Below are 26,096 nucleotides of genomic sequence, written 5' to 3'. Positions count from 1 at the left end.
TTGATCGTCACACCGTGGCGGTTCACGGAGGAAAGAGCTACCTACTTGAGACGGGCGGCGCTGGAAGTGACCCGTGACGGAGTGTAGTTGATGTTACGCAAATTGGTGTTTGGTCTGATGACCGTTGCCGCAGTCGCACTGATCGCCCCGACAGCCGCATCGGCGCGCGGTGGCGGAGGCCATGGTGGTGGAGGTTTTCACGGCGGAGGAGGCTTCCATGGCGGCGGATTTCACGGCGGTGGCTTCGGCCGTGGATTTCGCGGTGCGGGAATAGGATTGGGATTTGGTCTCGCCGGCGCCGGTCTTTATGGCGGTTACTACGGCTACGGCCCCTATGCGTATTACGGTGGGTACCCCTACGCTTATGGCGGTTATGATGACGAAGGCGGATGTTACATAACGCGTAAGCGCGTACGGACACCGGCTGGATATCGGGTGCGTCGTGTCGAGGTTTGTGACTGATTGGCCTTGAGCGACGCCACCTGATTACCTCGTCGGCTCCAGCATAGCTGTGCTGGAGCCACATCATGGCTGGTCAGATTGTCTGGTATGCGTTTTGCAAAATCGAAACGATGACCATGACCCTCGACATTGCCAATCTCACGCTGCTGTTCGTCACCACCGTCTTTGCGCTGGTGATGGCTTTCGTCTGGATGTTCTGTGAGTTCGAGCGCCGGTTCGGGAAGCGGTTGACGGCGACTGCACTCGTGCGCTTCGGCTATCGGCCCGACGGCACCATCGACCGAAACGCAAATCGCCGCGACTAGCGCGGCGATTTCTTCGTCGGTTCGGGTTTCTCAGACGGCAGTCTGAGATCAGCCCAGCACTTTGTACTTCGTCAGCCAAGCCTGCATCTATTTCCCCGCATTGTCGGCCGCTTCCTGCCGCAAGCTGCGTGGCCACCACCTCAAAAAGTTGCGCCCGAACCTTGGGGGAGGTTCGGGCGCGCGCGATCCGGTCTGGGACGGGGAGGGGTGGGGATGTGACCGGGTCGCGTGTCTCCAATTCGTGTTGTTGTTTAGCGATCCCGCGCGCTGGCCGTAGCCACTGCAGGACGGTTGTCGCCGAGCGAGACCCAGACATTCGGATCGCTCTGTGACTGACGTTTGACGAAGCGGTAGCCGGTCTCGGTCCAGGCGAGGACGTTCTCATTCTGGTTGTCCAGAACGTATTCGCCCTTGTCCGTCTTCACCGTGAGCACGGCGTGGCCTTCGCCCTTCTTGTCACGCACCACGGTGATCAGCAGCGCCTCACGTGGCCAGCCTGCTTCGATCAGCATCTTGCGCTTCAGGAGTACATAGTCTTCGCAGTCACCGTAACCATCTGATGGCAGCGACCACTTTTCGATCACGCCCCAATGATCCATGTCGGTCATTGGCTTGATGGTCTCGTTGACCCAGCGATTGACCCGCACCAGATCCTTCCACGCAGTCTGCGTGATGACGATGTCACGTGCTTGCGTCGCACCGCCGCGGCAATCGGTCGGATTGTCTGAACAGAATTCGACCCAGCCGATCGGTGCGCGTGTGCTGTCGCCCAGGCTTGCGTAGAGTTTTTCGTTGCCGGCACGTGCCGACGAAGTCACTCCAAGAAGGACTGCTAAAACGGCCAGTCCGAAGTATCGCCCCTTGTTACCAAACATTGTGGCCCCCGTTTTCTTGTTGGGACCATGTTTCGCACAAAGGATTTTCGTCGCCGCTAAATCGCTCAAGTACAATTGAAGCGATTACAAGTAAAAGGCGCGGCGAATTCGAACTATACTTGAATCGAATGTGATTCAAATTTTAGCTAATTGTATTTGATTCAAATTTTACGCGTTAATGGCTTGAATGCTGCAATTCAGGAACTTGCGTGCGCAAAGCGGCGTGAAATTAACCCCTCGCGACCGCGTGCAGATGACGCGCAACGGTATCCGCTGACGCGTATAGCGCCTTCAAGACATTGAAAAACGAGGATCGGGGGCGTTCGGCCGTTTACCGGGCGTTGACGCTGTCTTCGAGCGTCTCTGCCAACTGCTCGTGGAAGAACTCCAGAGCGAAGCCTTCTTCGAGATGGCGGACCACACGGGACTGGATTCGGCCGAGCATGACGATCGAATTCAGCAGCGGGCGCTTCTCTGCCGCAATGGCGGCGCCGGACAGCGACAGGTCGATAATGCGGCCGTTCATCTGGACGCCATCCTCGAGGGTGAGGAGCACCATCGGATTGCGCGGCACGATACGGTCGTGGCGGCGGTCTTCCGGCAGATTAAGAATGTCGCGGTTGGCCAGCCAGGTCAGCTGGGCTGCCAGCTTGTCGCGTTTGCGCGGTGTCGCACCCACGGTCATGGCGAAGCCGTTGTCGATGATCCGGGTGATTTTACCTTCGACACGGCCGATATGGTCGAGATAGGCGATGACGCGGTCGCCCACATTGCCGATGCCGGGACCGAGCAGCGCGAGGCCACCGGGCGACATATTGATGACCTGGCACGGAAATTCGCGGCGATCCGGCAGCATATAGCGGCCAAGCAGGTGCACTTTCACCCGCTGAAAGCGACGGCGTTCTTCTGCAGACGGAAGAATCGATTTTGTTTGCGCGAACGCCATCAGTGCCGTGCCGGTGATGCGGGTCGAGTTTCGACCGACCCTACGGCCCGTAGGGTTAACGCCGCGTTAGCAAATACCGAACTGGCGCAACCAGTTGGCGTGATTGTTCTGCGCGACACTTATAATGAGCAGCGTATGTAGAAGGCTGCTCAGCGCAGCCCTTCATAGACCATCAGGCCGCGGGCAACCTGCAGTTTGCGCAGGGCGCGCGGCGCAAAGCGCTGCGGCTGGTGGGCGAGATAGCGAAACGACGTCAGCTGGAATGCGCCGAGCCGACCGCGGACTTCATACATAGGCGCCAGCAGGCCGGTCAGGCTGATAGGGGAATGCGCGCGCGCCGCGAATGGCAGCAACAGCAGTTCCAGATGCGCCTTCTGACCGAATTCGGTCATGGCAGTGACGCCAGCGACGGCAACGAGCTGCTCCTCGGATACGACGGTGATCATGTCCCGGATCTCGTCGCGACACTCGGGCGCGAACAGCAACGGAAACGGCTGGTTCTTCAGGTCGCGGCCCAGCAGGGCACAAACTCTTGTGCCGGCCACGCGGAACGGGAATTCGACGGGCTTGTCATAGGACAGCACAAAGATGTCGCCGAGCAATTCGCGGACGGGGCCCGGTTCCAGCTCACTCCGATCGGGAGCGCGCGCAAAACCGCGTTTGTCGTCCCAATAGGCGAAGAACGCGCGGCTGGATGGATGTTTCATTCGCCTGATCCTGACCCGGCTTGCAGTGGATCGGGGACATTTCTGTCCCGAATCCATCCATCGCTCGCCGCTACATGTTGTGCAGATCAGTCATTGCAGCGTCCATGCCGAAGGCGCGTTTTCCACCGCGTTCGGGCGGGTATCCGCCGTTAAGGTTAAGTTTACTATGATTTTTAGGATCTCATTAACCGTCCGGTTTCGGAGCGGGTGGGCCGGCTCGCCGTTAACTCTAAGTTAAGCATGCGCTTGGCAACGCGGGGATTGCCGGTAGTCTCCTGCTCACTCCAGAGCGGACTGTCTCCAGCAGTTCGTGACGCGTTTCGATAAACAGGTGGCTGAAAACAGAATTGGTCGTCACGCGGGGAGGGGTGGGGATGTCGGCTTGTCCGGCACACCGGGACATCCATCCGCGGGAAAAGATCAAGACGGACCCGGGAGAGCCTTTCTCAGAGGCTCTCCCTTTTTCTTTTCAGGCGGGTTTGCTGTCCTGCGGCTATCCTGAGCTTGCACCGCACCGGCAAAGCCGACTATCTGGAGCATCGCTCGCCAGAGCCGCTGACAGGCCGTTATCCCCTTGGACACCTTGGATTCCCCCGCTCCCCCGCGTGAACCGATCCTGACCCTGCCGGGGGCGCTGACGGCCTATGTCGGGTTGCTTGCCGTGATCCATATCATCCGCATGTTGCTGCCGGTGGATCTGGAATACTGGACCATTGAGGTCTTCGGTTTCATTCCGAAGCGCTACGATCAGACGCTGCTGTCGATGCCGTTTCCCGGCGGCAATGGCGCCAAGGTATGGAGTTTCGTCACTTACTCCCTGTTGCACGCCAATCTCAGCCATATCGGCTTCAACGTGTTGTGGCTGCTGCCGTTCGGCAGCGCGCTGGCGCGGCGCTTCGGCGCTGTCCGCTTCTTCACCTTCATGGCGGTGACGGCTGTGGCTGGCGCCGCTGCCCATCTGGTTACCCATGAACACGCGCTCGCACCGATGATCGGCGCCTCGGCTTCGGTCTCCGGCGCCATGGCCGCGGCCATCCGTTTTGCCTTCGTGCGCGGCAGCTTCCTGTCGTTCAACCGTGGCGATGCCGATGAGGCGGCACGCGTGCCGGCGCTTCCGCTGCTGCGCTCACTGCGCGATCCGCGCGTGATCGGATTTCTGGCGGTCTGGTTCGGCGTCAATATCATCTTTGGCGTCGGCTCGATTGCGATCGGCGCGGAAGGGGCGAGCGTTGCGTGGCAGGCGCATATCGGCGGCTTCTTCGCCGGGCTGCTGCTGTTCTCGCTGTTCGATCCTATTCCGAGGTTGCAACGCACGGGGTCACAAACATCGTCTCCGGACATCTCCGACCTGCATTAAGCGCGTACCGGCTTCTTGCGAGGCCGACGCATTTGATCCATCTTATGTATTCGACAGGTGACTCACGTTGGCAGGTTCGGCCCTTGAGGCCGATCCCGTTCCCGGCGCGAATGGTGTGTCAGTGCGATCACCACATCTGAACGACTGTTGAACTGCGCTGTTACACTGCATCTGTCTGACGACCCTAGAATGAAAGACCGCGTCCGACAAAGGGCATGGTCGACTTAGGAGGCGACAATGACGGTACGTGCAATTCTCGATTCCAAAGGCCACCAGATCATCAGCGTCTCGCCGAACGATAAGGTCTCATCGGCGGTGCAGCTGCTGTCACAGCGAAAAATCGGCGCCGTGCTGGTGATGAGTGATCACCACATCGACGGTATCCTGTCCGAGCGTGACATCGTGCGGGTGATCGGAGAGCGCGGCGCTGCGGCACTGGATGAAGACGTGAGCGCCGTGATGACGCGCAAGGTCATTGGCTGCAAACCGTCTGATACGGTCGGTGCAATCATGGAAAAGATAACGACCGGAAAATTCAGGCATCTGCCCGTTATCGAGGACGAAAAGGTCGTTGGCCTGATCTCGATCGGTGACGTCGTCAAATTTCGCTTGCGCGAATTCGAACGTGAACAGGAAGCGCTGCGCGAATACATCGCGACGGCCTGAGCCCGCCGTGTTCAGCTCTGCGAAGCGGTCGGCTTCTGCGCAACGACGGGCGCAGGCGAGTTTGCCACTTCAGGGGCGAGGATTTCGATCGCTTCTTGAATGGACTCGACGGCGCGTTCTGCGGCACGCGCGCCGAGCGTGATCATTTCTTCGGCGCGGTGGAAATCGAACCAGCCGATGCGGCCAACGCGCGGTGCGATCAGGAGATCCGGCGGATCGCCGGCAAGGCGCGCGCGGGTGATGCGATCCTGCATGATGTTGAAGGCATCGACCATTACGGTAGAGATGCCCGGTCGACCGCCGCCGCCGAAGAATTCGCGCTTCATGGTGCGCTCGGCCGAGAAGAACTTGCTGAAACCGCGCTTGGGCTCTTCGACTTCGATGATGGGCTCGGCCACTTCCGGTCCCGTGCCATGGTCGAAAATCGTGGTCGAATGGCCAAACACGTCATTGCTGAGATTAGCTGCGATGACGATCTCGGCGCCCAGCGCGCGCGCCGCCGATACCGGCACCGGATTGACCAGCGCGCCGTCGACCAGCCAGCGATCGCCGACCAGAACCGGAGAGAAGATGCCCGGCAGCGCATAGGACGCGCGCATCGCATCGACCAGGCGACCATGAGTCAGCCAGATTTCATGACCGGTGCGAACTTCGGTGGCGACGCTGGCGAATTTCAGCGGGAGATCTTCGATCAGTGTATGGCCCAGCGATGCTTCGAGCTGCGCGGCCAGCTTGTTGCCGCCGATCAGGCCAGAACCGTTCAGGCGGATGTCGAGATAGCTGAGAATATTGCGGGGCTGCAGACCGCGGGCCCATTCCTCAAGCGTATCGAGGTGGCCGGCGGCGTAGGATCCGCCAACCACGGCACCGATCGACGTGCCCACCACGACGTTCGGGACGATGCCATGAGTAAGCAAAGTGCGGAGGATGCCGATATGGGCGAAACCGCGCGCCGCACCGCCGCCGAGCGCCAGACCGATGATCGGACGTCGAACGCTGCCCAAACCAGGCTTGTCGCGACCGTTCGCGCCATTCTGGCCGCGCCCCATCAAAATCTCCAGCACACCAAGCTCCTCGACGCCGCCGATATTAAATGCAGCAACGCCATCATTCCAGACGGTAGCTAATTCATGATTTATGTCGCGTTTGCGAGGTTTAGGCACCAAATGTGACTGCAGAGCGACCCGTTACCGCACGGTACACCGGTTCATGGGGAACCTCACGCGATTGTGGGTCTGGCCGCGGGACAGCCGTCAAGGCTTGAATTTGTCACGTTTTCGGTGAAAAGCATGACCATGAGTGCATGGGGCCATGATTTGCGAACATCCGGCCGGAGCGGACGGCTGGCCATGGTGCTGGCCCTCGCTCTGCTGCAGGCTGTTGCCTTGCCCCGGATAGCGTCCGCACAGTTCTTTTCGGACCGCCCGGCACCGGTTCCGCCGGGCTCGATCCCGGATGTCCCGTCGGGTCCGGCCATCAGCCTCGCGCCGCCGTCCGGCCCTGCTTCCACCCCCCTGTTGCCGACGCCGTTGACCCAGCCGCCGGTTGCCAATGTCGCCCCGCCTGTGCCGTCGCCAGTTCAGGCTGCTCCAACGGGACCGGCACAGGGCGTGCTGGCGCTGACGGCGCGCTATGGCAAGGATATGCCGGTCATCAATAGCGGACTGGTCTGGCGGGTCTATTCGGATCGGCCGGACGAGACCGGTGCCTTCAGGCTGATCCGCGAGGATCGCGGTGCCACGCCCAACATCGTGCTGCCGCCGGGCAGCTATGTGGTGCATGTGGCGCTCGGCCTCGTGAGCGCGGTGCGGCCGGTGACCATCAAATCCGAGACCGATCGTGAAGCGTTCGTTCTCCCTGCGGGCGGATTGCGGATCGAGGGCCGCGTCGGCACCACGAAGATTCCGCAGAACCAGATCTCGTTCTCGATCTACAAAGGCAGCCAGTTCGAAGGCGGCGAGCGCACGCCGCTACTGCCGAGCGTTCCTGCCGGCGATGTTGTGTTGCTGCAGGAAGGCACCTACTACATCATCTCGAATTACGGTGACGCCAATTCGGTGGTGCGCTCCGACATCCGCGTGCAAGCGAGCAAGCTCACCGACGTGACCATCACGCATCGTGCGGCTGTCATCACCATGAAGCTGGTGAGCGACAAGGGCGGCGAGGCCCTGGCCAACACCGCATGGTCGGTGATCACGCCGGCCGGCGACGTCATCAAGGAATCCATCGGAGCCTTCCCGCGCGTCACACTGGCGGAAGGTGAGTACCGCGCCATCGCCAAGAACGAAGGCAAGGTGTTCGAGCGCCCCTTCAACGTCGTGAATGGCGTCGACGGCGAGATCGAAGTCATCGCGCGCTAACTGCTGCTCGCAGGCTACTCAACAATCTTCCAGAACAAGATCTCGTTGCAGACAACACGCTTCAAACGCGAATGAATTGTCATGCGCGTGTCATGGTCCTGAATCGCTAACTAACCATCGTGCCAGTTTATCGCGTTATAACAGGTCGTTGCCGTCCGCGGCCGCGGAACGTTTACATGACGTTAATCCCCATAGCCCGAATAGCACGTATCGCTACAAGTGTTCCGAAGGGGATGTCGTGACCGCGGCCAGACAGTTATCCGGAAGCCCGGACGTCAAGTTGTTCGACGACATTCCCGCCTTGCAACGCAAATGGCGGGCGGCCGTTCGTCCCGGCCAGATTCTGCCCGGCTATGAAGAAGTGATGCTCGGCAGTCTTGGGCGGATGGCCGATCACATCGTCCTGCTGAAAGTCGAAGGTGAGACGCTCGAAGTGTCACGCAGCGGCCGCTATGTGCAACAGTGGTTGGGTGACGATCGCTGGGGCATTCCGCTCGACGTGCTGGCACCTGATTGCGTGCGTGCGCTAACGGAAGCCGCAAACTGCGCCTTGCAGGCCAACAGGCCGCATCTGATGGTGGCGCATTGCGTGCGTGACGGTCTCGTCCACACCTATGACATTCTGGCGCTGCCGACAGCGTCACGCTGGGGTGGCCGGTTGGTCGGCGTCTATGTCAACGAGCAGGGCACCCGTTACAATCTGGTCGATGCGATCTTCTCATCGACGGACGAAGGCATCGTGTCGCTTGCGGCAATCAGGGATTCCGCAAGCCAGGCTTTTGACTTCCAGATCGTGCATCATAATCAGGGCGCTTCGCGCCTGCTGAAAGTATCACCCACCGACCTTCAGTGGCGCAAGCTGAGCGCAGGCGGCCACGCATTGTCGCTGCCGAGCGTGACGAAATGGCTGTTGTCCATGATTGCCAATGGCCAGAGCGGTCAGCTCGAAATCGACAGCGATGATCGCAACCTTCGGCTCAGCGCGACGGCTTTCGGCGATCTCGTGTCCCTCACGGTCTCCGACGTCACCGACATCAAGCGCCGCGAGGCCTCGTTCCGGCTGCTGTTTGACAGCAATCCGATGCCGATGTGGGTGTTCGATGCCGAGACGATGAACTTTCTCAGCGTCAATGACGCCGCTGTTGCGCATTACGGATATGACCGCGCAACCTTCCTGCGCATGCAGCTCAAGGAAATCTGGCCGCGTGACGAGTGGGAGATTCACACGCGTGCGCTGATGCAGCTCGGAGATATCTATCAGTCGGACCGCAACTGGCGCCACCTGAAGGCCGATGGAAGCGAAATCGAGGTATTGACCTATGGCCGCCGCGTGATGTTCGAAGGCCGCGACGGTTTCCTCGTGGCTGTCGTCGACATCACCGAACGTCGCAAGGCCGAGGCGCGCGTCGCGCATATGGCGCATCACGATGCGCTGACGGATTTGCCGAATCGCGTTTTTCATCAGGAGCGTCTGGCCCAGGCGCTCGATCACGACGATCCGAGCAAGCATGTCGCGGTGCTGTGTATCGATCTCGACCTGTTCAAGAATGTGAATGATTCCTTCGGTCATCCGATGGGTGACCGGTTGCTGAAGATGGTCGCCGCGCGGATGCGCGCCGAGGTGCGCGGCAACAATCTCGCGGCGCGGCTCGGCGGCGACGAGTTCGCCGTGGTGCTCGCGGCCGATATCACGCCCAACGAAGCCAATGATTTTTCCGCACGGCTCATTGAGATCATCAGCGCACCCTATGACATGAACGGCGTCGAGGTCGTGATCGGCGCCAGCATCGGTATCGCCATGTCGCCGGGCGATGGCGACACCAGCGAAGAGCTGATGCGCAATGCCGATATGGCGCTCTATCGGGCCAAGTCCGAAGGCGGCGGTGTGCATCGCTTCTTCGAGCGCGAGATGGATCGCCAGGCGCAGAAGCGCCGCGACATGGAGCTCGATCTGCGCAGCGCTTTCGCTGACGGGGACTTCGAGCTGCACTACCAGCCGCTGGTGGATCTGGCCGCCGACCGCATCACCGGCTTCGAAGCGCTGCTGCGCTGGAAGCATCCCGACAAGGGCATGATCTCGCCGGCGGATTTCATCCCGGTTGCCGAGGACATCGGCCTCATCGTCACGCTCGGCGAATGGGTGCTACGCAAGGCCTGCGCCGAAGCCGCCAAATGGCCTGATGACATCAAGGTGGCGGTCAATCTCTCGCCGGTGCAGTTCCGCAGCCGCAATCTGGTGCAGGTCGTGGTGGCCGCGCTGGCTTATTCTGGCCTGTCGCCGCATCGCCTGGAGCTTGAAATCACCGAGTCGGTCTTTCTCGCCGAAACCGAGGCCAATCTCGCCATCCTGCACCAGTTGCGGGCGTTGGGCGTCCGCATCTCGATGGACGATTTCGGCACCGGCTATTCCAGCCTGAGCTATCTCCGGAGTTTTCCGTTCGACAAGATCAAGATTGATCGGTCATTCGTGAAGGATCTGATCGAGCGGCCGGATTGCGTTGCCATCGTACGCGCGATCTCCGGGCTTGGTCGCAGCATGAACATCACCACGACGGCTGAGGGCGTCGAGACGATCGATCAGCTGGACTGGCTGCGCGCGGAAGGCTGCAACGAGGTGCAGGGTTTTCTGTTCAGCCCTGCCAAGCCCGCGTCGGAAATCGAGAACCTGCTGCGCCGGTTTGGCAGCCAGGCGTCCCAGGCTGCCTAGCTATACCTTAGAACCGGGTCACGAGGTCCTTGAGTTCTGGCCGTGGCCGGTCCTCGATCGCCTTGTCGGGTCTGCCGCCAATATGGATGAAGCCCGCCAGTTTTTCATTGGCGGCCAGGCCGAGGCCTTCGAGCACGTCGCGGTCATAGGCCATCCAGCCGGTTAGCCAGTTGGCGCCATAACCCATGGCTGTGGCGGCCGACACGATATTCAGGCAGCTCGCACCTGCGGACAGCTCCTGTTCCCATGGCGGAATCTTCGGATGCGGCTTGATGATGCTCACCACGCCGATCACCAGCGGCGCTTCCGTCAGCTTGTGTTTCTGCGCCTCGATATCCTCGACCGATGCATCGGGATTCTTCCGTGCGAACACGGTAGCGATGAGGTTGCCTGCGCGTTTGCGGGCGTCGCCTTCGAAAATGATGAAGCGCCATGGCGCCAGCTTGCCGTGGTCCGGCACGCGCGCGCCGATGGTCAGAATGGTTTCGAGTTCGGCGGGCGAGGGGCCTGGGCCCGTCATCTCGCGCGGTTTGACGGAGCGGCGGGTCTTCAGGAAATCGATGGTGTTGGGCACGAAAAAATCTCTCGAGTGCAGGTGCCGAACCGCTTAGCACGCGCGGTCCTCGCCAACGAGACAGTTTTGCCTGATCTGGAGCGATTGTGAAGGCGGCTCAGGGTCTTCGGGCAGGGGCCGACGCGGTGGTGCGGGCCGTGGCCGGATTGCAATTGATCGAGCCGATAGTGTTCGGACCATATTGCACGAAGCCGGACGCGGTCGTTGGCGAATGCGGCGCCGAGATCGGCAGATAGAGATAGCAGATCATGCCGTCGACCGGGTCGCGCCAACGCTGGATCACGGTGTCCTGCAGCGGTCCGGCGAACTGGCGTTCGAGGATCATCTTCGGCAACGTGTTCCATTCCGTCGATTGCGGAAACGGCTTTGCCGGCTGCGGCTGCGCCGCCTGAGGCGCAGAGGGCGGCGTGGGGGCGGACTGCTGTTGCGCCAGCGCCGGCAGCGCACAGCTCGCCATCACGAGGGCAGTGGCGAGAAACCGGCAACCGGGAAGCCGGGCGAGACAACGATCCATGTGCGATCCGGCCATCTTAGAATTCCACGGCCATGCCAGCGCGGCCGACATGCTCGACGCCGCCGCCGTTGGAATAGCTGCCATAGAGAACGGTCGGCGCGCTAAAATTCAGGCGATGGGAGAAGCCGATGCCGACGCCGGCCTCGCCGCGATAGTAACCGGTGTTGACCGCGAGGGTGGTGCGGCCGGCTGCCGACGGCATCAAGACCGGGGCGACGGCGACCGCGGCCACGATGCCGCGCCGCGCTTCGACCTGGTTGGCCGTGACCTGTGACTGGATGCCGGTCAATTGCGACTGGACACCGGACACGGTGGACTGCAACTGCCCGACATTCACCGCATCGGTGGAGTTGATGCCGGCGGCGACATTGGTGAGGCGGCGCTCGTTGCCAGCGCTGCCGAACGATACCGTATTGGCGACGGCGTTGGTCGAGCCGGAGCCGATCGCGACGGAATTTGCAGCGGTCGCCGATGCATTGGGACCGAGCGCGGTGGCGAGCGAACCGGTGGCCGTTGCGCCGTCGCCGAACGCCGCGCCGCCATTCGCAGCCGAGGCGGCGGCTCCGACCGCAACCGAGCCGGTGGCCGAAGCGCCGGTGCCGATCGCTATCGCGTTGACGCCGGTCGACGACGCATTCAGTCCCATCGCGATGGCACCCGATTGTGTCGCCTGCGCATTGGTGCCGAAGGCCAGTGAGTCCGCGCCGCTGGCGTTCGATGCCGCGCCGATGGCGACGGCGTTGCTGCCGGTTGCGGAGGCCGCAGGTCCGGTGCTGTTGGCGCGAATGTAATTCGATCCGGTGCCGCTGCCGCCGAGCCCCGCGACCACGCTGGTCAGATTAGCGATATCCGTTGTATTGGCGGCGACCTGCTGGTTGGTGGCATAGAGCTGGCTGCCGTTGACGGCATCGGTGCTGCTCGACGTCACGGCGCCGCTCGCCACGCCAGTGACGCTGCGGTTGCCCGCCGTGCCGGACACGTCGACGACGGTTCCGCCGGTGCTGGCGCCGATGGTGATCGGCTGACCTGCCGCGCTTTGCTGCACCAGTCCGCTGGACCCGCTGACCTGAGTCTGCAGGCTGGTCAGGCTGGCGCCAATGGTGGTCAGCCATGAATCAACTGCGCCGAAGGCGCTGCCGACATTGCTGTAAGCTGTTCCCTGGATGGTGTAGCTCGGCGCATTGAGCTGGCCGTTGGAATCAAGTGTGGTGCCGAAGGCATCGGCGACGCGCTGGTTGGCGGTGTAGAGCTGTCCGGTTGTGGCGGCGTCGGTCGAGCCGGACGCAATGGCGCCGTCGGCGACATTGACGATCCGGCGCTCACTGCCGAGCGCGCCGACCGACACGGTGTTGGCGACATTGGCCAGCGATCCCGTGCCGAGCGCGATGGCATTCGCCGCCGTCGCGCTGGCGCTGGCGCCAAGCGCAAGTGCGTTGTTTGCCTGGGCGCTGGCGCTGATGCCTAGGGCGGTGGCGTTGCTGATGCTGCTTGCGCTGCTGCCAGCCGAAGCGCGCTGGCCGATCGCGGTGTTGCCGGCGTTGGTGAAGCCGTTGGCAGAGGTGCCGCCGGCCGCGGCGCGGTTGCCGATGGCGATTGAGCCGAGGCCTGACGAATACGCCGCCTGCGTTGCATTCAGGCCGCCGCCGATCGCGATCGATTCCTGTCCGATGGCCTGGCTGGAAACGCCGACTGCCGTGCTGCGTATGCCCGAAGCGAGAGCGCCGTTGGCCAGCGCGGTGGCCTGCGCCGCCGTGGCCAGAGCCGATGTGCCGAATGCGCTGGAGCCGAGCCCGGACGAAATGGCGGAGGAGCCGTAGGCCACGCTCGAGCCCCCGGACGCGAGTGCATGATAGCCGGTTGCGATGGCAGACGTGCCCGTCGCCCCGTACAATTGGTTGCCGCCGCCATCGGTCCCCGAACCCGTGTTGATCGCGATGCTGTAGTCGCCCTGTGCAAGGCTGCCGAAGCCGAACGCCGCGCTCTGCTGGCCGGTCGCCGAGGTCGATCCACCGACGGCTGTGGTGAAGCTGTTGGTCGCGTGCGCCACATAACCAAACGCCACGCTATTCATGCCGATCCCGCTTGCGATGGCGTCGACGCCGCAGACGGTATTCTGGAAAGCGCCGGCATCCGACGTTCCCGAAGCCGCGCCGGCGGTTCCGTCGCAGGTGAAGGCGTGCGCCGGGTCCGTTCCGAGGCACGACACGGTTGCGGCCGATATCGCGATGGCCGCAGCGAAACGCCGCACCCGGCTTGACGATCGGGCAGCAAATGCCGTTCCTACACGTCGGCAGAGTGTCGTCCGCGTCGTCAATTCAAGTCCCCTTGTTCGGGGCGAAACTAGACGCTGGCGGTGCGCCCGCAACTGCAGAAATTTGGTCGTATCTGGCGAAATGTAGTGTCTCGCGAATTAACTAAAGTAGCGCGCGAGCGCGAACGGACGTGGAATGAAACAGGTGGCGGCGCCGGGGGCAGGTGATCTCGAGGCGAAGATTGCGGCTCTGCGCGCGCATCCCGCGTTCCCGCAGGCCGCCCGCAACATGGCGATCGGACTCACCGGCTTCTATCGTGGCGGGCCGCTGCTAAACTGGCTGATGGACGACCGTGCCCGTGTCGTGCTCAGCCATGTCGTGCTCCATTGCCATTTCGCACGCGATCCCGCCGATCCGTCTTCCGGCCTGACGCCGACCCGGATCAAGCAACTCTGCCGCGAATTCGATCTCTGCAGTCCGGGGCGCGCCACTGCGATGGTGTCGCTGATGCGCTTTGCCGGCTACGTCGCGCCGGATCCAGATGCCGACGATCGGCGCCGGCGGCCGCTGGTGGCGACACCCAAGCTGCTCGACCTGCTGCGGCCGCGCTGGCGATCGCATTTCGTCAGCGGCGTTCCGGTGTTTCCCGACGGCGCTGTGCTGGCTGATCGCCTCGACGATCCGGTCTTCGTGCGAGCCTTTGTTGCCGCGATGTTCGCGCGCTACGAGGACGGTTTTCGGCTGATCATGTACACGCCGGGGCTTGGCCTGTTCGGCGACCGCAGCGCCGGCATGATGATCGCCTCGACCTTCCTGGCGGCGGGCGCCGAAGACGACACCGTGCCGCCGTCGCGTCCGTTCGCGATCTCGATCTCGGAGCTGTCGCGGCGGTTCGGCGTGTCGCGCGCCCATGTCGCCAAGATGCTGCGCGACGCTGCGGACGAAGGGCAGTTGGTGCGCGCCGGCGACAATGGTGAGGAGATTACGCTGACGCCGGTTCTGGCGGAGGCGCTGAGCGTGTTCTACGCCAATGCCTTCATCTACTTTTTCGACAGCGCGCGCGAGGCCGCCACCACGCTCGATGCGAACGCTCGCGCCTCCGACGAAAGCCGGCAGCGTTCCGCCTGACACCGCGCATCTGACAAGATTGTTGCGTTTTCGACGAACCGAAACGGGCCCTAAGGCCGCGTCTTTTCCGGCATCTTGGAGGCGCGGTCCAGCAGATCCCGGCCCAGATCCTCCAGCACGGCCCGCGAGGCCAGATAGAGGCTATGGCCACGCTCAGTCTCGAATGCCAGCGCGACCACGTCCGGCCGGTTGGGATCGGCGATCAGCTGATAGGACCGAAGCGGATAGGCTTCGATCTCGATCTCTTCATCGTCGCTCATCGGCTCAGCCCTCTGCCAGTGTGCGCTTCACGTCGGGCGGTGTCGCCTCATCGACCAGCGCGGCAAGGGCTTCTTCGAGCGAACTCACCTTCTGGCCATCGCTGCCGAGACGACGCACCGAGACCTGGCCGGTTTCGGCTTCCTTCTTGCCGACGACGAGCAGAGCAGGGATCTTGGCCAGCGAGTGTTCGCGGACCTTGTAGTTGATCTTTTCGTTGCGCAGATCGATCTCGACGCGGAGGCCAGCCTTGCGCGCGGCCGCGGCGACGACCTTGGCGTATTCATCGCCTTCCGAGGTGATCGTGGTGACCACCACCTGCACCGGCGACAGCCAGAGCGGGAAGTTGCCGGCGAAGTGCTCGATCAGGATACCGATGAAGCGCTCCATCGAACCGCAGATCGCGCGATGCACCATGACGGGCGCCTTCTTCGATCCGTCGGCGTCGATATAGAACGCACCGAAACGTTCCGGCAGGTTGAAGTCGACCTGCGTGGTGCCACACTGCCAGTCACGGCCGATGGCGTCGCGCAGCACATATTCGAACTTCGGTCCGTAGAACGCGCCTTCGCCGGGGCTGATCTCGGTCTTGATGCGGCCGCCGGACTGGCTCTCGATCACCGACAGCACGGTGGCCATCACGCGCTCGGCGTGATCCCACATCTCATCGGTACCGACGCGCTTCTCCGGCCGGGTCGACAGCTTGACGACGATGTCGCCGAAGCCGAAATCCGAATAGGTCGACAGGATCAGGTCGTTGATCTTGAGACATTCGTCGGCGAGTTGGGCCTCGGTGCAGAACACATGGGCGTCGTCCTGGGTGAAGCCGCGCACGCGCATCAAGCCGTGCATGGCGCCCGACGGCTCATAGCGATGCACGACGCCAAATTCGGCGAGGCGCAGCGGCAGGTCGCGGTAACTCTTCAACCCGTGCTTGAATATCTGCACATGGCCGGGGCAGTTCATCGGTTTCAATGCGAACCAGCGCTTGTCCTCGGCCTCATCGCCAGCGGATTGCGCTGCGAACATGTTCTCGCGGTACCATTCCCAGTGGCCTGAGGTCTCCCACAGGACCTTGTCGAGGATCTGCGGCGCATTGACTTCGCTGTAGTCGCCATTGAGGCGACGCCGCATATAGGCGATCAGCGTCTGGAAGATGGTCCAGCCCTTGGGGTGCCAGAACACGACGCCCGGGCCTTCTTCCTGGAAGTGGAAGAGGTCGAGTTCGCGGCCCAGTTTACGGTGGTCGCGCTTCTCCGCTTCCTCGATCTGCTTGAGGTATGCGTCGAGGTCTTCCTGCTTGGCGAAGGCGGTGCCGTAGATCCGCGTCAGCATCGGATTGTTGCTGTCGCCACGCCAATAGGCGCCGGCCACCTTCATCAGTTTGAAGGCGTTGCCGACCTTGCCGACCGAGGTCATATGTGGCCCACGACACAGGTCGAACCAGTCGCCCTGGTAGTAGATCTTGATCGGCTCGTTGCCGGGAATGGCGTCGACCAGCTCGACCTTGAAGGCTTCGCCCTTGTCGCGGAACACCTGCTTGGTCTTTTCGCGATCCCAGACGTCCTTGGTGAACGGTTTGTCGCGCGCGATGATCTCGCGCATTTTCTTCTCGATCGCGCCGAAGTCCTCGGGCGTGAATGGCTCGTTGCGGAAGAAGTCGTAATAGAAACCGTTCTCGATTACCGGACCGATGGTCACCTGGGTGCCCGGCCACAGCGTCTGCACGGCTTCGGCGAGCACGTGCGCCGCGTCGTGCCGGATCAGCTCCAGCGCGCGGGGGTCGTCGCGGTTGATGAAATCGATCTTGGCGTCGGCGTCGATCGGATCGGAGAGATCCGAGACGGTGCCGTCCAGCGCCATAGCAACGGTGCGCTTGGCCAGCGACGGCGAGATGCCCTTGGCGATCTCGAAACCGGTCGTGCCCCTGGCGAATTCGCGCTTGGCGCCGTCCGGGAAAGTCACGGTGATGTTGTTGGTTTCGGCGGGGGTGAGGTTGGCGAGGCCGAACTTGAATCCCGAGCCTTCATTCTCAGTCATGTCTTCTCTCCTGTGGCTCACTCCTGCACACGGGCGCAGGTAAGCGGACGAGCGGTATAGCAGCCGATTCGGGCGTTGCAACACCAGTCTGGCTGACCTGATTTGCACGCTTGGCTTGCAGGTTTGACTTGCATGCAGTTGCATCCATAAGATGCGATATCTTGACAGTTTCCCGCCCTTACGCGCCCACCGCACTCATGATCGGCAATTTCGTCACCGGCATCGGTCTGCTGGGGCCGACGGCGATGCCGGGTGAATTGTCGGCAGGCCTCGGCGTCACGATCCGCGAAGCGGGACTGCTCATCACCTTCGGCGCAGTGATGCTGTGCATCTGCTCGCCGCTGATGTCGTGGCTGACCAGCCGGATCGAGCGACGGCACATGTTGATCGGCGTCATCGCGGTCGTGGCCGTGTGCAATCTCGCTTCGGCCCTTGCGCCCAACTATGCGGTGCTGCTCGCTATCCGCCTGGTGATGTGCATCGCTGCGGCACCGTATACTCCGCAGGCGGCAGGCGTGGTCGGCATGCTGGTGCCGCGGGAGAAGCGGGGCAGCAGCGTCGCTTACGTCTTTCTCGGTTGGACCCTTGCTGCTGCGGTCGGTCTGCCGCTGGTGACGTTCATCGCCAGCCGCTTCGGCTGGCGCGAGGTCTATGGCTGCGTCGGCGTAATGAGTTGCATCAGTCTCGTGTTGCTGGTGTGGCGGATTCCGCGCGGGCTGTTCGGCGCCACTGTCGATCTCAGCACATGGTCGTCGCTGGCGCGCAACCGGCTCGTGCTGTTGTTGCTGTCGATCACCATGCTGCAGATCGCCGGGCAGTTCTCGATCTTCACCTTCATGGCGCCGCTGCTCGAACGTCTCGCGGGCGCAGGGCACGACGCAGCGGCATCCGTCTTCGCGATCTACGGCGTCTGCGGTTTTCTCGGCATCATGACGGCGACGCGGATTGTCGATAGCTGGGGGCCGCTGAGGACCTCCATTCTATCGACATCGCTGGTGTTGGCTGGCATGACGGTCTGGACGCTCGGCGCAGGCCATCTGCCCGTAATGGCGCTCGGCGTCGCGATCTGGGGGCTCGGCTTCGGCGCCATCACGTCGATGCAGCAGGTCCGCTTGATCATGGCGGCACCGTCGGCCGGAGCAGCATCGGTGTCGCTCAATACATCGATGCTCTATGTCGGCCAGGCGATTGGATCGGGCATCGGTGGCGCGCTGTTCGCCGGCGGATACTTCTACGCGTCGGGGTTTGTCGCGATGGGTTTCCTGACGACGGCACTGGCGGCTATCGTGTTCAGCCGTAAAATGTCGGGACGTGTCGCTTAGTCGCAGATGCGGGTCAGTTGCGCCTTGAACGGCACGCCGGGCAATTGCAGCGCACTGCCTTCGAAATCGAGCAGGTCGCCATTGACGCGACCGGTCAATGCCAGTGTGACACCTTCAAAGCCGAACACCGACTTGAAGTTCTGATCCGGGTTGTAGCGTTTCGATGACACCTTGACAGAGATGGTCTCGCCTCTGTTTTGATAGTTGCCCATGAAGGCGAAAGCGGAGTTGCCGCCGCGCAGCTTTCCGCCGATTGCATAGACGACGCCGGTCCCGGTGCCATGAATAGTATGAAAATGTACTTCGTATAGGCCGTCTTCCACCTGAGTGCCCCGGGCAATGATGTTAAGTGAAGATGAATTTGGCGAGATGAAGTGGCGGCACCCTATGGTATCAAATGTTATTCAACAATCCCACCAGTAGGCATTTTGTAAAAATAGCTTTGATAATTTGAGGTTCGGCGTGCCGCGACATATCCGCCAACTGTTCTCCGCATGCCTTGCTGCATTAACAGTCAGTGTGCTGATGAGCGGCTGTGCATGGCTGCCGCAAGCGTGTCTGCCGCCGTCGCGTGTGATGGCTTCTGCGGAGATGATCTTCGGTCGCAACATTGGCGATCGGCCTGGTATCAGCGAATCTGTATTTGCAAATTTCGTCGCAAGGGAAATCACGCCTCGCTTTCCCGATGGTCTCACCGTCGTCGATGGAGACGGGCAGTGGCGCGACGGCGTGCGTAATGTTGATGTCCGCGAAAGGGCAAAGGTCGTTCTGATCACTTTCGCCGACGACGCTCAGAAACGTGCCGACCTCGTTGCCATCGCGGAAAGCTATAAGCGGCAGTTCAGTCAGCAGTCGGTGCTCACGAAGGTCGGCAATGTCTGCGCAAGCTTCTAGTTTGCGCTGTCATTGACACCGCGCCAGCGTGCGTAGCGCCACGGTGTATACCAACGGGCATCGGGCGTCAGCTTGGCCGGCACGTTATCGATACCCGAAGTGCCCCATGGCTGGCAGCGGAGCAGCCGCGCCAGTGTCATCCAGCCGCCGGCCCACAATCCGTAGCGCTCGATCGCTTCGTCGCCATAGACCGAGCAAGTCGGGAGATGACGGCAATTGTATCCGACCAGCGGAGACAGCGTGTGGCGGTATATCCAGATCATGCCGCGACCGGCATTGCGTGGCAGCCGTTGAATAGTACCGGCGCAGTTGGGGCACATGGATGAATGTTTCATGGTCGGATTGCTATCAGATCAGCCGGGTTTTGCCCGGTTCCTTTGCATGGAACCCATCTACTTATGCATTGGAGACACACCTGCCAATTTATTGCATGCAGTGCAGCAAAAGTAACTGGACGCTGCGGCGAAGCTCGTTAGGTTTTCACTTAACGCCCGTGTGACAGAATCATGAGCGTTGTTTGGGGCCGTTGCCATTGCTCATGAGAGTGCGGGGAAGGAACCGACTTGGGACGTATGAGGTCGCTTCGATCGGGTAGTTCGGCGCTGTTTCGCGCCGCGGCCTTTTGCATCGTTCTTCCAGGACTCGCGGCCGGCCTGCTGGCTTCGGTCGCGTTTTCTGCCCAAGCTGCAGCCGTTCTCGAAGAACGCAAACTCCCGATGCGCTTCACCTGGGTCGCCTGCGAGCCGAATTGCCGTGGCTGGATCGGCGCGGTGGGGATTGTCACCGGCGACACCGTCAGGGATTTCGACGAGTTTTCCAAAGGCCGCGATCTGACTGACGCGACAGTGGTGCTGGATTCCAGCGGCGGCTCGGTCAATGACGCCATCACCATGGGCCGGCGCTGGCGCAAGCTTGGTCTGCGCACCACAGTCGGTATCACGGTCGACCTGCAATCGTCCTCGGGCGTCATGAAGCCGGCGGTCGTGCCGCAGGCTTATTGCGAATCCATGTGCGTTTTTCTGCTGCTGGCGGGCAAGACCCGCTATGTGGCCGAGGAATCCCTTGTGCGCGTCCATCAGATCTGGATGGGCGACCGCGCCGACGACCCGAAGGCTGCGAGCTATACAGCAAACGATCTGATGATCGTCGAGCGGGATATCGGCCGTCTCGCCAAATACACCTTCGACATGGGAGGCACGGGTGATCTCTTGTCATTGTCGCTCAGCGTGCCGCCGTGGGACGATCTGCATCGGCTTACGGAAGCCGAATTGAAGATGACCAATCTGGTCACCAGCCATAGTGTCGATGATGTGTTGCCCGAGCCTCGCGAGCAGGAGGCGCCGGTCGCATCACTGGTGCCGAAGTCGGTACAGGATCGTTTCGTGAGCGGGCCGGAGAATGAAAAGACCCCGGTCGCTTCGGCGCCGGTCGTGTCTTCGACGAAGTCGACCAAGACGGCCGAGGCCTCGGTACCGACTGGCGGCGTCGCATCGGCACCGTCAGGGAAATAGCCGCGCTGGCGTTACGCCGGCGTCGGCTGGCTGGCCTTGGCGTTTGACTTGGCTTCGATCTGCCCGATGGCGTCCACGACCGCATCGAATGTGAGAAGCGTCGAGGCGTGGCGCGCCTTGTAGTCGCGTACCGGTTCGAGCAGGGCGATATCTGCCCACTTTCCGTCCGACGGCGGTGCGCCGTTTTCCTTCAGCATCTTGCGCACGGTCTCGCGCAGCGCACGCAATTCTTCGGCGGTCGAGCCCACCACATGACGCGCCATGATCGACGACGAGGCCTGGCCCAGGGCGCAGGCCTTCACGTCATGGGCGAAGTCGGTGACCACATCGGCATCCATCATGAGATCGATCTTGACGGTCGATCCGCAAAGCTTGGAATGGGCGGTGGCTGACGCATCGGGGGCAGGGAGGCGGCCCAGCCGGGGAATGTTACCGGCGAGCTCGATGATGCGCTTGTTATAGATGTCGTTCAGCATCTGGTTCGGACCTTAACTGTGCCATCGGTCACCGGGATCACGTCTTTGGCGCGCGAGGAACTGGACTCTATATAGCGTCCATTCCATGAAATAAAAGATCAGCAGTTTCAATGGTCTGTGAGCAGTTATGTTTTGGCGGCGCGCGGATTTTGCACGTCGCAGCCGTCCCCGTCGTGTAGGGACACTCTAGCGATCGCCCAACATCTTCAGAAAGAAGGCACGCCGATCGGATCACATGCGATCCGTGATGGGAACAGACCCAAAGGCTCGATGCCTCCGATCAGCCGGCGCTCGTCCTTGGGACAGACAAAAAAGAATCTCGGATCCCGCCGCGCCGCTTAATCGCTTCCGCGGCTGACGTCTCGCCGAGCCTGCGCGCGCTTGTTCGCCTGCGACACCCTCCCAATCCGTGAAGGAGGAATCTTGATATTCCGGCGCCGGCTCGGGATGGCGCGCATTCCTTCACCAGGGCGAAGATCATTTTGAGGTCGAGAGAATTGCTGTGCCCGTCGCAGGGCCAATGCGCGCCTGGCGGCCTCTCCGAGTTCCTTTTTCGCTTCGAAGTTTTGCAGGCGCTTTAGCTCCTTGCTAACGCGTTTTATAGCAGCGACGAAGAGTTGCTTGCGCTGAGTTGCATGCTCTGCTGTTCCCGAAAAGCTGCTGCCCCGCGGTTCGGCTTTTCCTCTTGCTTCGCGCTGTCGATGCCGCGCTAGGGTGTGCTCCTTGCCATGAAAATCCCGTAGCCTCGAACGAAGGATCTCCAGCTTGTCGCGCGTTAATTCGCCGATGGCGGGATGATGAGTAGCAAGAACGATTTCTTGCTCGTCGTGTTTCAGAATGCTGATTTCATACTTGCAGGATGCTGCCATCGCCTTTTCCTCCAACCAATGCCTGGGTTACGGATCGTTCGCGCTGTTTCTGGCACGTCCCTCCGGACCTGCGTCCTCCATAAGAGTCGCGCGGGGAGCTGTTTGACGCGATGCGCGCTGCCAAGATTGTTCCTCCGTGCCGTTCTGAAGTATCGGGTCATCACCCTAGGCTCACATGGGAACTGCCCGCATCGCCCTTGAATCGCGTGCTGGGAATAATAGGAAAAAGACCAACGATTTAAATGTGATGAGTGGGTAGCCTGATGGCTGGCAACAGTCGTAATGGTCCACTATATAGGGCGCAGCCTGGGCAACAGAGCGCCGGGCGTTCTCCAGATCGCCGGAATTTGAGAATTCAGTTCGGCGGCCTCGGTGTTATTGTCGCAAGACGATGTTTTATTGACGGACTCAGGCGTCCGGCGGCCTTGCCGCCCCGTCTGCCCGGTGACACTCCGGCCTCCCGTGGGGCCGGTCGAACGGAGTAAAGATGGACGCTGTGATCAAGCCGCTTCGCGGCAAATCCCCGGATGGCAAATCTTCTGAAGTTAGATCTGCCGAGAGCAAAGTGCAGGAATTCCGGCCGGCGGAGCTCGATCCCGCCGAATTTCTGGCTGCGGCGGTAAATCCCGACCAGCTGCGGCCCTCGCGCGCCGAGGCAGAGCAGGCCGTGCAGACGTTGCTCGCCTATATCGGCGAGAATCCGCAGCGTGAAGGCCTCATGGACACCCCGCGACGCGTGGTCGAGGCCTATGACGAGCTGTTCCAGGGCTATCATCAGTGCCCGGCCGAGGTTCTGAATCGGACCTTCGGCGAGACCGCGGGCTATGACGATTTCGTGCTGATCCGCGACATGGCCTTCGTCTCCCATTGCGAGCATCACATGATGCCGTTCTACGGCAAGGCGCATATTGCCTATACACCGGTGGAGCGTGTTGTCGGTCTCTCCAAGCTGGCGCGTCTCGTGGATATCTTCGGCCATCGGCTGCAGACCCAGGAGCATCTGACCGCGCAGCTTGCTGCCGCGGTCGATGAAGTGCTGAAGCCGCGCGGTGTTGCGGTGATGGTCGAGGCCGAGCACACCTGCATGTCGGCCCGCGGTATCCGCAAGGAAGGCTCACGCACTTTTACCACGCGTTTCACCGGCAATTTCCGCGACAATCCTGCCGAGCAGGCGCGGTTCATGTCGATGATCCAGTCCATGTCGCGCTAAACCCACGTCGCGCTGATCGCGCGACGATCGTGATTTGCTGCTAGAGTATCGGGCGCATCAGGCGCCCGATTTTCGTTTGACGACCACAGCGAGAGATTTTCCCGTGTCCAATACATCGCACGCGCACAGCCATGATCTCGAAGAAGGCCTCGTGCTCACGCCGAAATTCGACGCTGCCGGTCTCGTTACCGTCGTGACGACCGACGTGGCGAATGGCGACGTGTTGATGGTGGCGCATATGAATGAAGAGGCGCTGCGCAACACTATCGAAACCGGCGATGCCTGGTATTACAGCCGTTCGCGCAAGGCGCTATGGCGCAAGGGCGAGAGCTCGGGCAAGACCCAGCGCGTGGTCGAGATGCGAATGGATTGCGACCAGGATGCGATCTGGATCAAGGTCGAGCAGATCGGCGGAGCCGCCTGCCACACCGGCCGTCGCTCATGTTTCTACCGCGCGATCACCAAGGGCGAGGGTGGGGCAGCGAAGGTGTCGTTCATCGATGCGGACAAGGTGTTCGATCCGGCGTCGGTCTACGGAAGCTGAACTGGCTCTGATCTCAAGTTACGCCAGCCGGCTGGCAAAATCCTGCCGGGATTCGGCGGCGTTGATGCCGGTCGGATCGGCGATCATGTTCATGTAATCGACGGCCGCCGACCGGAGCTTGCCGTCCTTCATGGTCATGACGCCAGACAGGGTCTGGATGTTCATCGAACGGATATTGTAGTTCTTCCAGGCTTCCGCCTGTTTCGCTTCACTATTGGTCGATTTTTTCTGCTCATTATAGAGATCGAGCGAAGCTTGCGCCGCCTTCAGGGCATTCAGGCCCGAGACTTCCTTCATCTCCTTGGCGAGCGCCGGATCGTCGCTGAACATCTTCTCTATCTTGGCCTTCCAGGGGCCTTCGGCAGTCACGTTGCCGAATTTGTCGACCTTCATATGCGTCGCATACTCCGGCGGGATGTTCATTTTCTCGAACGCTTTGGAGAGGCGGTCGGCCAGGGCGTCGGTCCGCTTCGTCAGCATTTCGTCGAATGTATCGGTGAGTCCCTCGGTCGCGGCCTGATCGGCCTTGGCCTTTTCGATAATCGCCTTGGCGCGGTCTGACAGCGATACGAAGGCGGCAGGGGCTGTCGGCGCAGATGCAGGCTTGTCGGATGAGACGGATGGCTTGGCGGGTGCAACGGCGGCGGGCGCCTTGTCCCACGGTTGGGTCGACGTTGAATTCGCATTTGCGACCGCAACCATCGTGAGCTCCATTCTCGCTGCCGACGGGAGCGAATTTCCGTCAGAGACATACGGAAACACCCTCTCGTTAATGCTTTGTAAAATATGCAACCACGGATGGAGGTGTTGGGCGCCAAAACCGCCTTAGCGTTTCGTTAACCATGAATGTCCCACTGTGTCCGCGGCTTCCGCACGGCTGGCAGGGCACGATTCCCGGTAGTCATTTCGCGGCAGCGGGGCACCACACTATGGCGGTCGACGCGACCAACCTCGCATCAGCACTCTCGTCAACGCGCAGTCAGGTGACCGGCGCGATCAAGAATGCTGCCGGCACCACGGGCACGAGCTTCGAATATCTGCTCGCCACCGCCAAGATGGAATCCAATTTCAATCCCTCGGCCACGGCTTCCACATCCTCGGCCAAGGGCCTGTTCCAGTTCATCGAGCAGACCTGGCTCGGCACTGTGAAGGAAGCCGGCACGCAGCTCGGCTACGGCAAATATGCCGACGCCGTCACCAAGTCGCCGTCGGGCAGTTATTCGGTGAGCGATCCCGCTGCGAAGGCCGAGATCCTGAAACTGCGTGACGATCCCGTCGCGAGTTCAGCGATGGCCGGCGTGCTGACGCAGTCCAACAGTTTCAAACTCACTGGCGAGATCGGTCGTCGCCCCAGCGATGCCGAACTCTATATGGCGCATTTCATGGGCGTCAGTGGTGCATCGAAGCTGATCAACAATGCGGCGAACAATCCGAGCGCATCGGGCGCTGCGCTGTTCCCGAATGCCGCCGCAGCGAACCGGCCAATCTTCTACGATCAGAGCGGCAGCGCGCGCAGCGTGTCTCAGGTCTATTCGGTGCTGTCGGCGCGCTATGACAGTGCTGCGAATTCCACGGCGACACGGACGGCGATGGCATCTACTGGTGTGGTGACGGCGCAGGCAGTCTCGCCACTGACGCCGTCCAGCAATGCGACGTTCCTGTCGCGCTTCCCGGATCTGAGCACGGCGCAGGTCGCAAGCTTTGCATCCGATCAGTCATCGACGGCCGTGCAGGAACAGCCGATTTTCCGGTCGCTGTTCCAGGGCGGTGATCGTGCGCAACCTGTGTCGCCGGCCGTGCAGGAATTGTGGGGCAACCGCACGTCACTGACGTCCACGTCGCTGCCGAAAGCACCTGAAGTCGGCGTGCCCAAGCCGCTCGATCTGTTCAGCGATCGCGCCGGGACTTTTAGTAGTTAGCTCCGTCCCCTCATGGTGAGGAGGCGCGCAGCGCCGTCTCGAACCATGAGCTGTTGGCAGGCATCGCCGCTAGCGGCCATCCTTCGAGACGCGCGCAAGGGCGCGCTCCTCGGGATGAGGGCGGAGTGTGTGATATTCACCGGGAGCCACAGATTTCCCCGCGTGTCCGATCCCTTAATAAAACCTCAACAAACCCATAA

At 61.5% G+C, this 26,096-nt stretch carries 27 protein-coding genes; 13 read left to right on the top strand and 14 right to left on the bottom strand.

Annotated elements, in window-relative coordinates; genetic code table 11:
• Window positions 1-90 precede the first annotated feature (90 nt).
• Both SFY93_RS23445 and SFY93_RS23440 read left to right on the top strand, forming a co-directional pair.
• Window positions 91-462 (top strand): hypothetical protein, encoded by a 372-nt coding sequence (locus SFY93_RS23445; RefSeq protein ID WP_081421821.1) that lies wholly within the window; start codon window positions 91-93, stop codon window positions 460-462.
• A gap of 65 nt (window positions 463-527) precedes the next feature.
• Complete coding sequence (locus SFY93_RS23440; protein ID WP_320444804.1) at window positions 528-767, top strand: hypothetical protein; 240 nt, start codon at window positions 528-530, stop codon at window positions 765-767.
• Between the two features lie 251 nt (window positions 768-1,018).
• Here SFY93_RS23440 and SFY93_RS23435 read toward each other — a convergent pair whose 3' ends face one another.
• The 3 genes from SFY93_RS23435 to SFY93_RS23425 form a co-directional block, all read right to left on the bottom strand.
• Window positions 1,019-1,642, bottom strand: a complete 624-nt coding sequence (locus tag SFY93_RS23435) for a transglutaminase-like cysteine peptidase (protein WP_093762025.1) — start codon at window positions 1,640-1,642, stop codon at window positions 1,019-1,021.
• Window positions 1,643-1,973: 331 nt separating this feature from the next.
• Window positions 1,974-2,588 carry a PilZ domain-containing protein gene (locus SFY93_RS23430; RefSeq protein WP_089264909.1) on the bottom strand — a complete coding sequence of 205 codons (615 nt, stop codon included), beginning with the start codon at window positions 2,586-2,588 and terminating at the stop codon, window positions 1,974-1,976.
• A 149-nt stretch (window positions 2,589-2,737) separates the two neighbouring features.
• Window positions 2,738-3,295: a PAS domain-containing protein gene (locus tag SFY93_RS23425; protein WP_320444803.1), complete on the bottom strand. Its 558-nt coding sequence runs from the start codon at window positions 3,293-3,295 to the stop codon at window positions 2,738-2,740.
• Between the two features lie 583 nt (window positions 3,296-3,878).
• On the opposite strand from SFY93_RS23425, the gene SFY93_RS23420 reads away from it, so the two are divergent.
• Window positions 3,879-4,652: a rhomboid family intramembrane serine protease gene (locus SFY93_RS23420; RefSeq protein WP_320444802.1), complete on the top strand. Its 774-nt coding sequence runs from the start codon at window positions 3,879-3,881 to the stop codon at window positions 4,650-4,652.
• 237 nt (window positions 4,653-4,889) lie between these two features.
• Window positions 4,890-5,318 (top strand): CBS domain-containing protein, encoded by a 429-nt coding sequence (locus tag SFY93_RS23415; RefSeq protein WP_320444801.1) that lies wholly within the window; start codon window positions 4,890-4,892, stop codon window positions 5,316-5,318.
• Window positions 5,319-5,329: 11 nt separating this feature from the next.
• Here the strand turns inward: SFY93_RS23415 and SFY93_RS23410 are convergent, their stop codons facing one another.
• Complete coding sequence (locus SFY93_RS23410) at window positions 5,330-6,382, bottom strand: patatin-like phospholipase family protein (RefSeq protein WP_320444800.1); 1,053 nt, start codon at window positions 6,380-6,382, stop codon at window positions 5,330-5,332.
• Between the two features lie 225 nt (window positions 6,383-6,607).
• Between SFY93_RS23410 and SFY93_RS23405 the strand changes: the two genes are divergently transcribed.
• Entirely contained in the window at window positions 6,608-7,678 is a 1,071-nt protein-coding gene (locus SFY93_RS23405; RefSeq protein ID WP_414716960.1) for an RgsD C-terminal domain-containing protein, read from the top strand.
• Window positions 7,679-7,916: 238 nt separating this feature from the next.
• Window positions 7,917-10,385, top strand: coding sequence for a putative bifunctional diguanylate cyclase/phosphodiesterase (locus SFY93_RS23400; RefSeq protein ID WP_320444799.1), 2,469 nt, complete (start codon window positions 7,917-7,919; stop codon window positions 10,383-10,385).
• Between the two features lie 7 nt (window positions 10,386-10,392).
• On the opposite strand, the gene SFY93_RS23395 is transcribed toward SFY93_RS23400, so the two are convergent.
• From SFY93_RS23395 to SFY93_RS23385, 3 genes are all read right to left on the bottom strand, one after another.
• Window positions 10,393-10,959, bottom strand: a complete 567-nt coding sequence (locus SFY93_RS23395) for a nitroreductase family protein (RefSeq protein ID WP_320444798.1) — start codon at window positions 10,957-10,959, stop codon at window positions 10,393-10,395.
• Between the two features lie 97 nt (window positions 10,960-11,056).
• Window positions 11,057-11,488: a hypothetical protein gene (locus SFY93_RS23390; RefSeq protein ID WP_320444797.1), complete on the bottom strand. Its 432-nt coding sequence runs from the start codon at window positions 11,486-11,488 to the stop codon at window positions 11,057-11,059.
• Between the two features lies 1 nt (window position 11,489).
• Window positions 11,490-13,679 carry a YadA family autotransporter adhesin gene (locus tag SFY93_RS23385; protein ID WP_320444796.1) on the bottom strand — a complete coding sequence of 730 codons (2,190 nt, stop codon included), beginning with the start codon at window positions 13,677-13,679 and terminating at the stop codon, window positions 11,490-11,492.
• A gap of 241 nt (window positions 13,680-13,920) precedes the next feature.
• On the opposite strand from SFY93_RS23385, the gene SFY93_RS23380 reads away from it, so the two are divergent.
• The gene (locus tag SFY93_RS23380; RefSeq protein ID WP_320444795.1) at window positions 13,921-14,853 is read left to right on the top strand and encodes a helix-turn-helix domain-containing protein; all 933 of its coding nucleotides are present in this window, start codon (window positions 13,921-13,923) and stop codon (window positions 14,851-14,853) included.
• A 50-nt stretch (window positions 14,854-14,903) separates the two neighbouring features.
• On the opposite strand, the gene SFY93_RS23375 is transcribed toward SFY93_RS23380, so the two are convergent.
• Together SFY93_RS23375 and thrS are read right to left on the bottom strand one after the other, a co-directional pair.
• Window positions 14,904-15,113, bottom strand: a complete 210-nt coding sequence (locus SFY93_RS23375; protein ID WP_320444794.1) for a hypothetical protein — start codon at window positions 15,111-15,113, stop codon at window positions 14,904-14,906.
• Window positions 15,114-15,117: 4 nt separating this feature from the next.
• Window positions 15,118-17,151: a threonine--tRNA ligase gene (gene thrS, locus SFY93_RS23370; RefSeq protein WP_320444793.1), complete on the bottom strand. Its 2,034-nt coding sequence runs from the start codon at window positions 17,149-17,151 to the stop codon at window positions 15,118-15,120.
• A gap of 197 nt (window positions 17,152-17,348) precedes the next feature.
• On the opposite strand from thrS, the gene SFY93_RS23365 reads away from it, so the two are divergent.
• Window positions 17,349-18,473, top strand: coding sequence for an MFS transporter (locus SFY93_RS23365; protein WP_320447832.1), 1,125 nt, complete (start codon window positions 17,349-17,351; stop codon window positions 18,471-18,473).
• On the opposite strand, the gene SFY93_RS23360 is transcribed toward SFY93_RS23365, so the two are convergent.
• A complete protein-coding gene (locus tag SFY93_RS23360; RefSeq protein WP_320444792.1) occupies window positions 18,470-18,796 on the bottom strand; it encodes a GrlR family regulatory protein in 327 nt (108 codons plus the stop codon). The genes SFY93_RS23365 and SFY93_RS23360 overlap by 4 nt on opposite strands.
• A gap of 139 nt (window positions 18,797-18,935) precedes the next feature.
• Here SFY93_RS23360 and SFY93_RS23355 point away from each other — a divergent pair, with 139 nt between their 5' ends.
• Window positions 18,936-19,367 (top strand): DUF3574 domain-containing protein, encoded by a 432-nt coding sequence (locus SFY93_RS23355; RefSeq protein ID WP_320444791.1) that lies wholly within the window; start codon window positions 18,936-18,938, stop codon window positions 19,365-19,367.
• Here the strand turns inward: SFY93_RS23355 and yidD are convergent.
• The gene (yidD, locus tag SFY93_RS23350) at window positions 19,364-19,702 is read right to left on the bottom strand and encodes a membrane protein insertion efficiency factor YidD (protein ID WP_320444790.1); all 339 of its coding nucleotides are present in this window, start codon (window positions 19,700-19,702) and stop codon (window positions 19,364-19,366) included. The two genes, SFY93_RS23355 and yidD, sit on opposite strands and share 4 nt — an antisense overlap.
• A gap of 237 nt (window positions 19,703-19,939) precedes the next feature.
• Between yidD and SFY93_RS23345 the strand changes: the two genes are divergently transcribed.
• Entirely contained in the window at window positions 19,940-20,878 is a 939-nt protein-coding gene (locus tag SFY93_RS23345; RefSeq protein WP_320444789.1) for a COG3904 family protein, read from the top strand.
• Between the two features lie 11 nt (window positions 20,879-20,889).
• On the opposite strand, the gene SFY93_RS23340 is transcribed toward SFY93_RS23345, so the two are convergent.
• Both SFY93_RS23340 and SFY93_RS23335 read right to left on the bottom strand, forming a co-directional pair.
• The gene (locus SFY93_RS23340) at window positions 20,890-21,354 is read right to left on the bottom strand and encodes an iron-sulfur cluster assembly scaffold protein (RefSeq protein WP_320444788.1); all 465 of its coding nucleotides are present in this window, start codon (window positions 21,352-21,354) and stop codon (window positions 20,890-20,892) included.
• 338 nt (window positions 21,355-21,692) lie between these two features.
• A complete protein-coding gene (locus SFY93_RS23335) occupies window positions 21,693-22,223 on the bottom strand; it encodes a hypothetical protein (protein ID WP_320444787.1) in 531 nt (176 codons plus the stop codon).
• Between the two features lie 487 nt (window positions 22,224-22,710).
• Here SFY93_RS23335 and folE point away from each other — a divergent pair, with 487 nt between their 5' ends.
• Both folE and hisI read left to right on the top strand, forming a co-directional pair.
• Window positions 22,711-23,433, top strand: a complete 723-nt coding sequence (gene folE, locus SFY93_RS23330) for a GTP cyclohydrolase I FolE (RefSeq protein ID WP_089264896.1) — start codon at window positions 22,711-22,713, stop codon at window positions 23,431-23,433.
• A 103-nt stretch (window positions 23,434-23,536) separates the two neighbouring features.
• Complete coding sequence (hisI, locus tag SFY93_RS23325; RefSeq protein ID WP_231080212.1) at window positions 23,537-23,977, top strand: phosphoribosyl-AMP cyclohydrolase; 441 nt, start codon at window positions 23,537-23,539, stop codon at window positions 23,975-23,977.
• Between the two features lie 18 nt (window positions 23,978-23,995).
• Here hisI and SFY93_RS23320 read toward each other — a convergent pair whose 3' ends face one another.
• Window positions 23,996-24,679, bottom strand: coding sequence for a hypothetical protein (locus SFY93_RS23320; RefSeq protein WP_320444786.1), 684 nt, complete (start codon window positions 24,677-24,679; stop codon window positions 23,996-23,998).
• Window positions 24,680-24,906: 227 nt separating this feature from the next.
• On the opposite strand from SFY93_RS23320, the gene SFY93_RS23315 reads away from it, so the two are divergent.
• On the top strand, window positions 24,907-25,896 hold the full coding sequence (locus tag SFY93_RS23315) for a transglycosylase SLT domain-containing protein (RefSeq protein ID WP_320444785.1): 990 nt from the start codon (window positions 24,907-24,909) through the stop codon (window positions 25,894-25,896).
• The last annotated feature ends 200 nt before the right edge of the window (window positions 25,897-26,096 follow it).

Source organism: Tardiphaga sp. 42S5, assembly GCF_034044155.1.
GTDB classification, from domain to species: domain Bacteria; phylum Pseudomonadota; class Alphaproteobacteria; order Rhizobiales; family Xanthobacteraceae; genus Tardiphaga; species Tardiphaga robiniae.
This window is presented reverse-complemented; position numbering and strand designations above follow the sequence as displayed.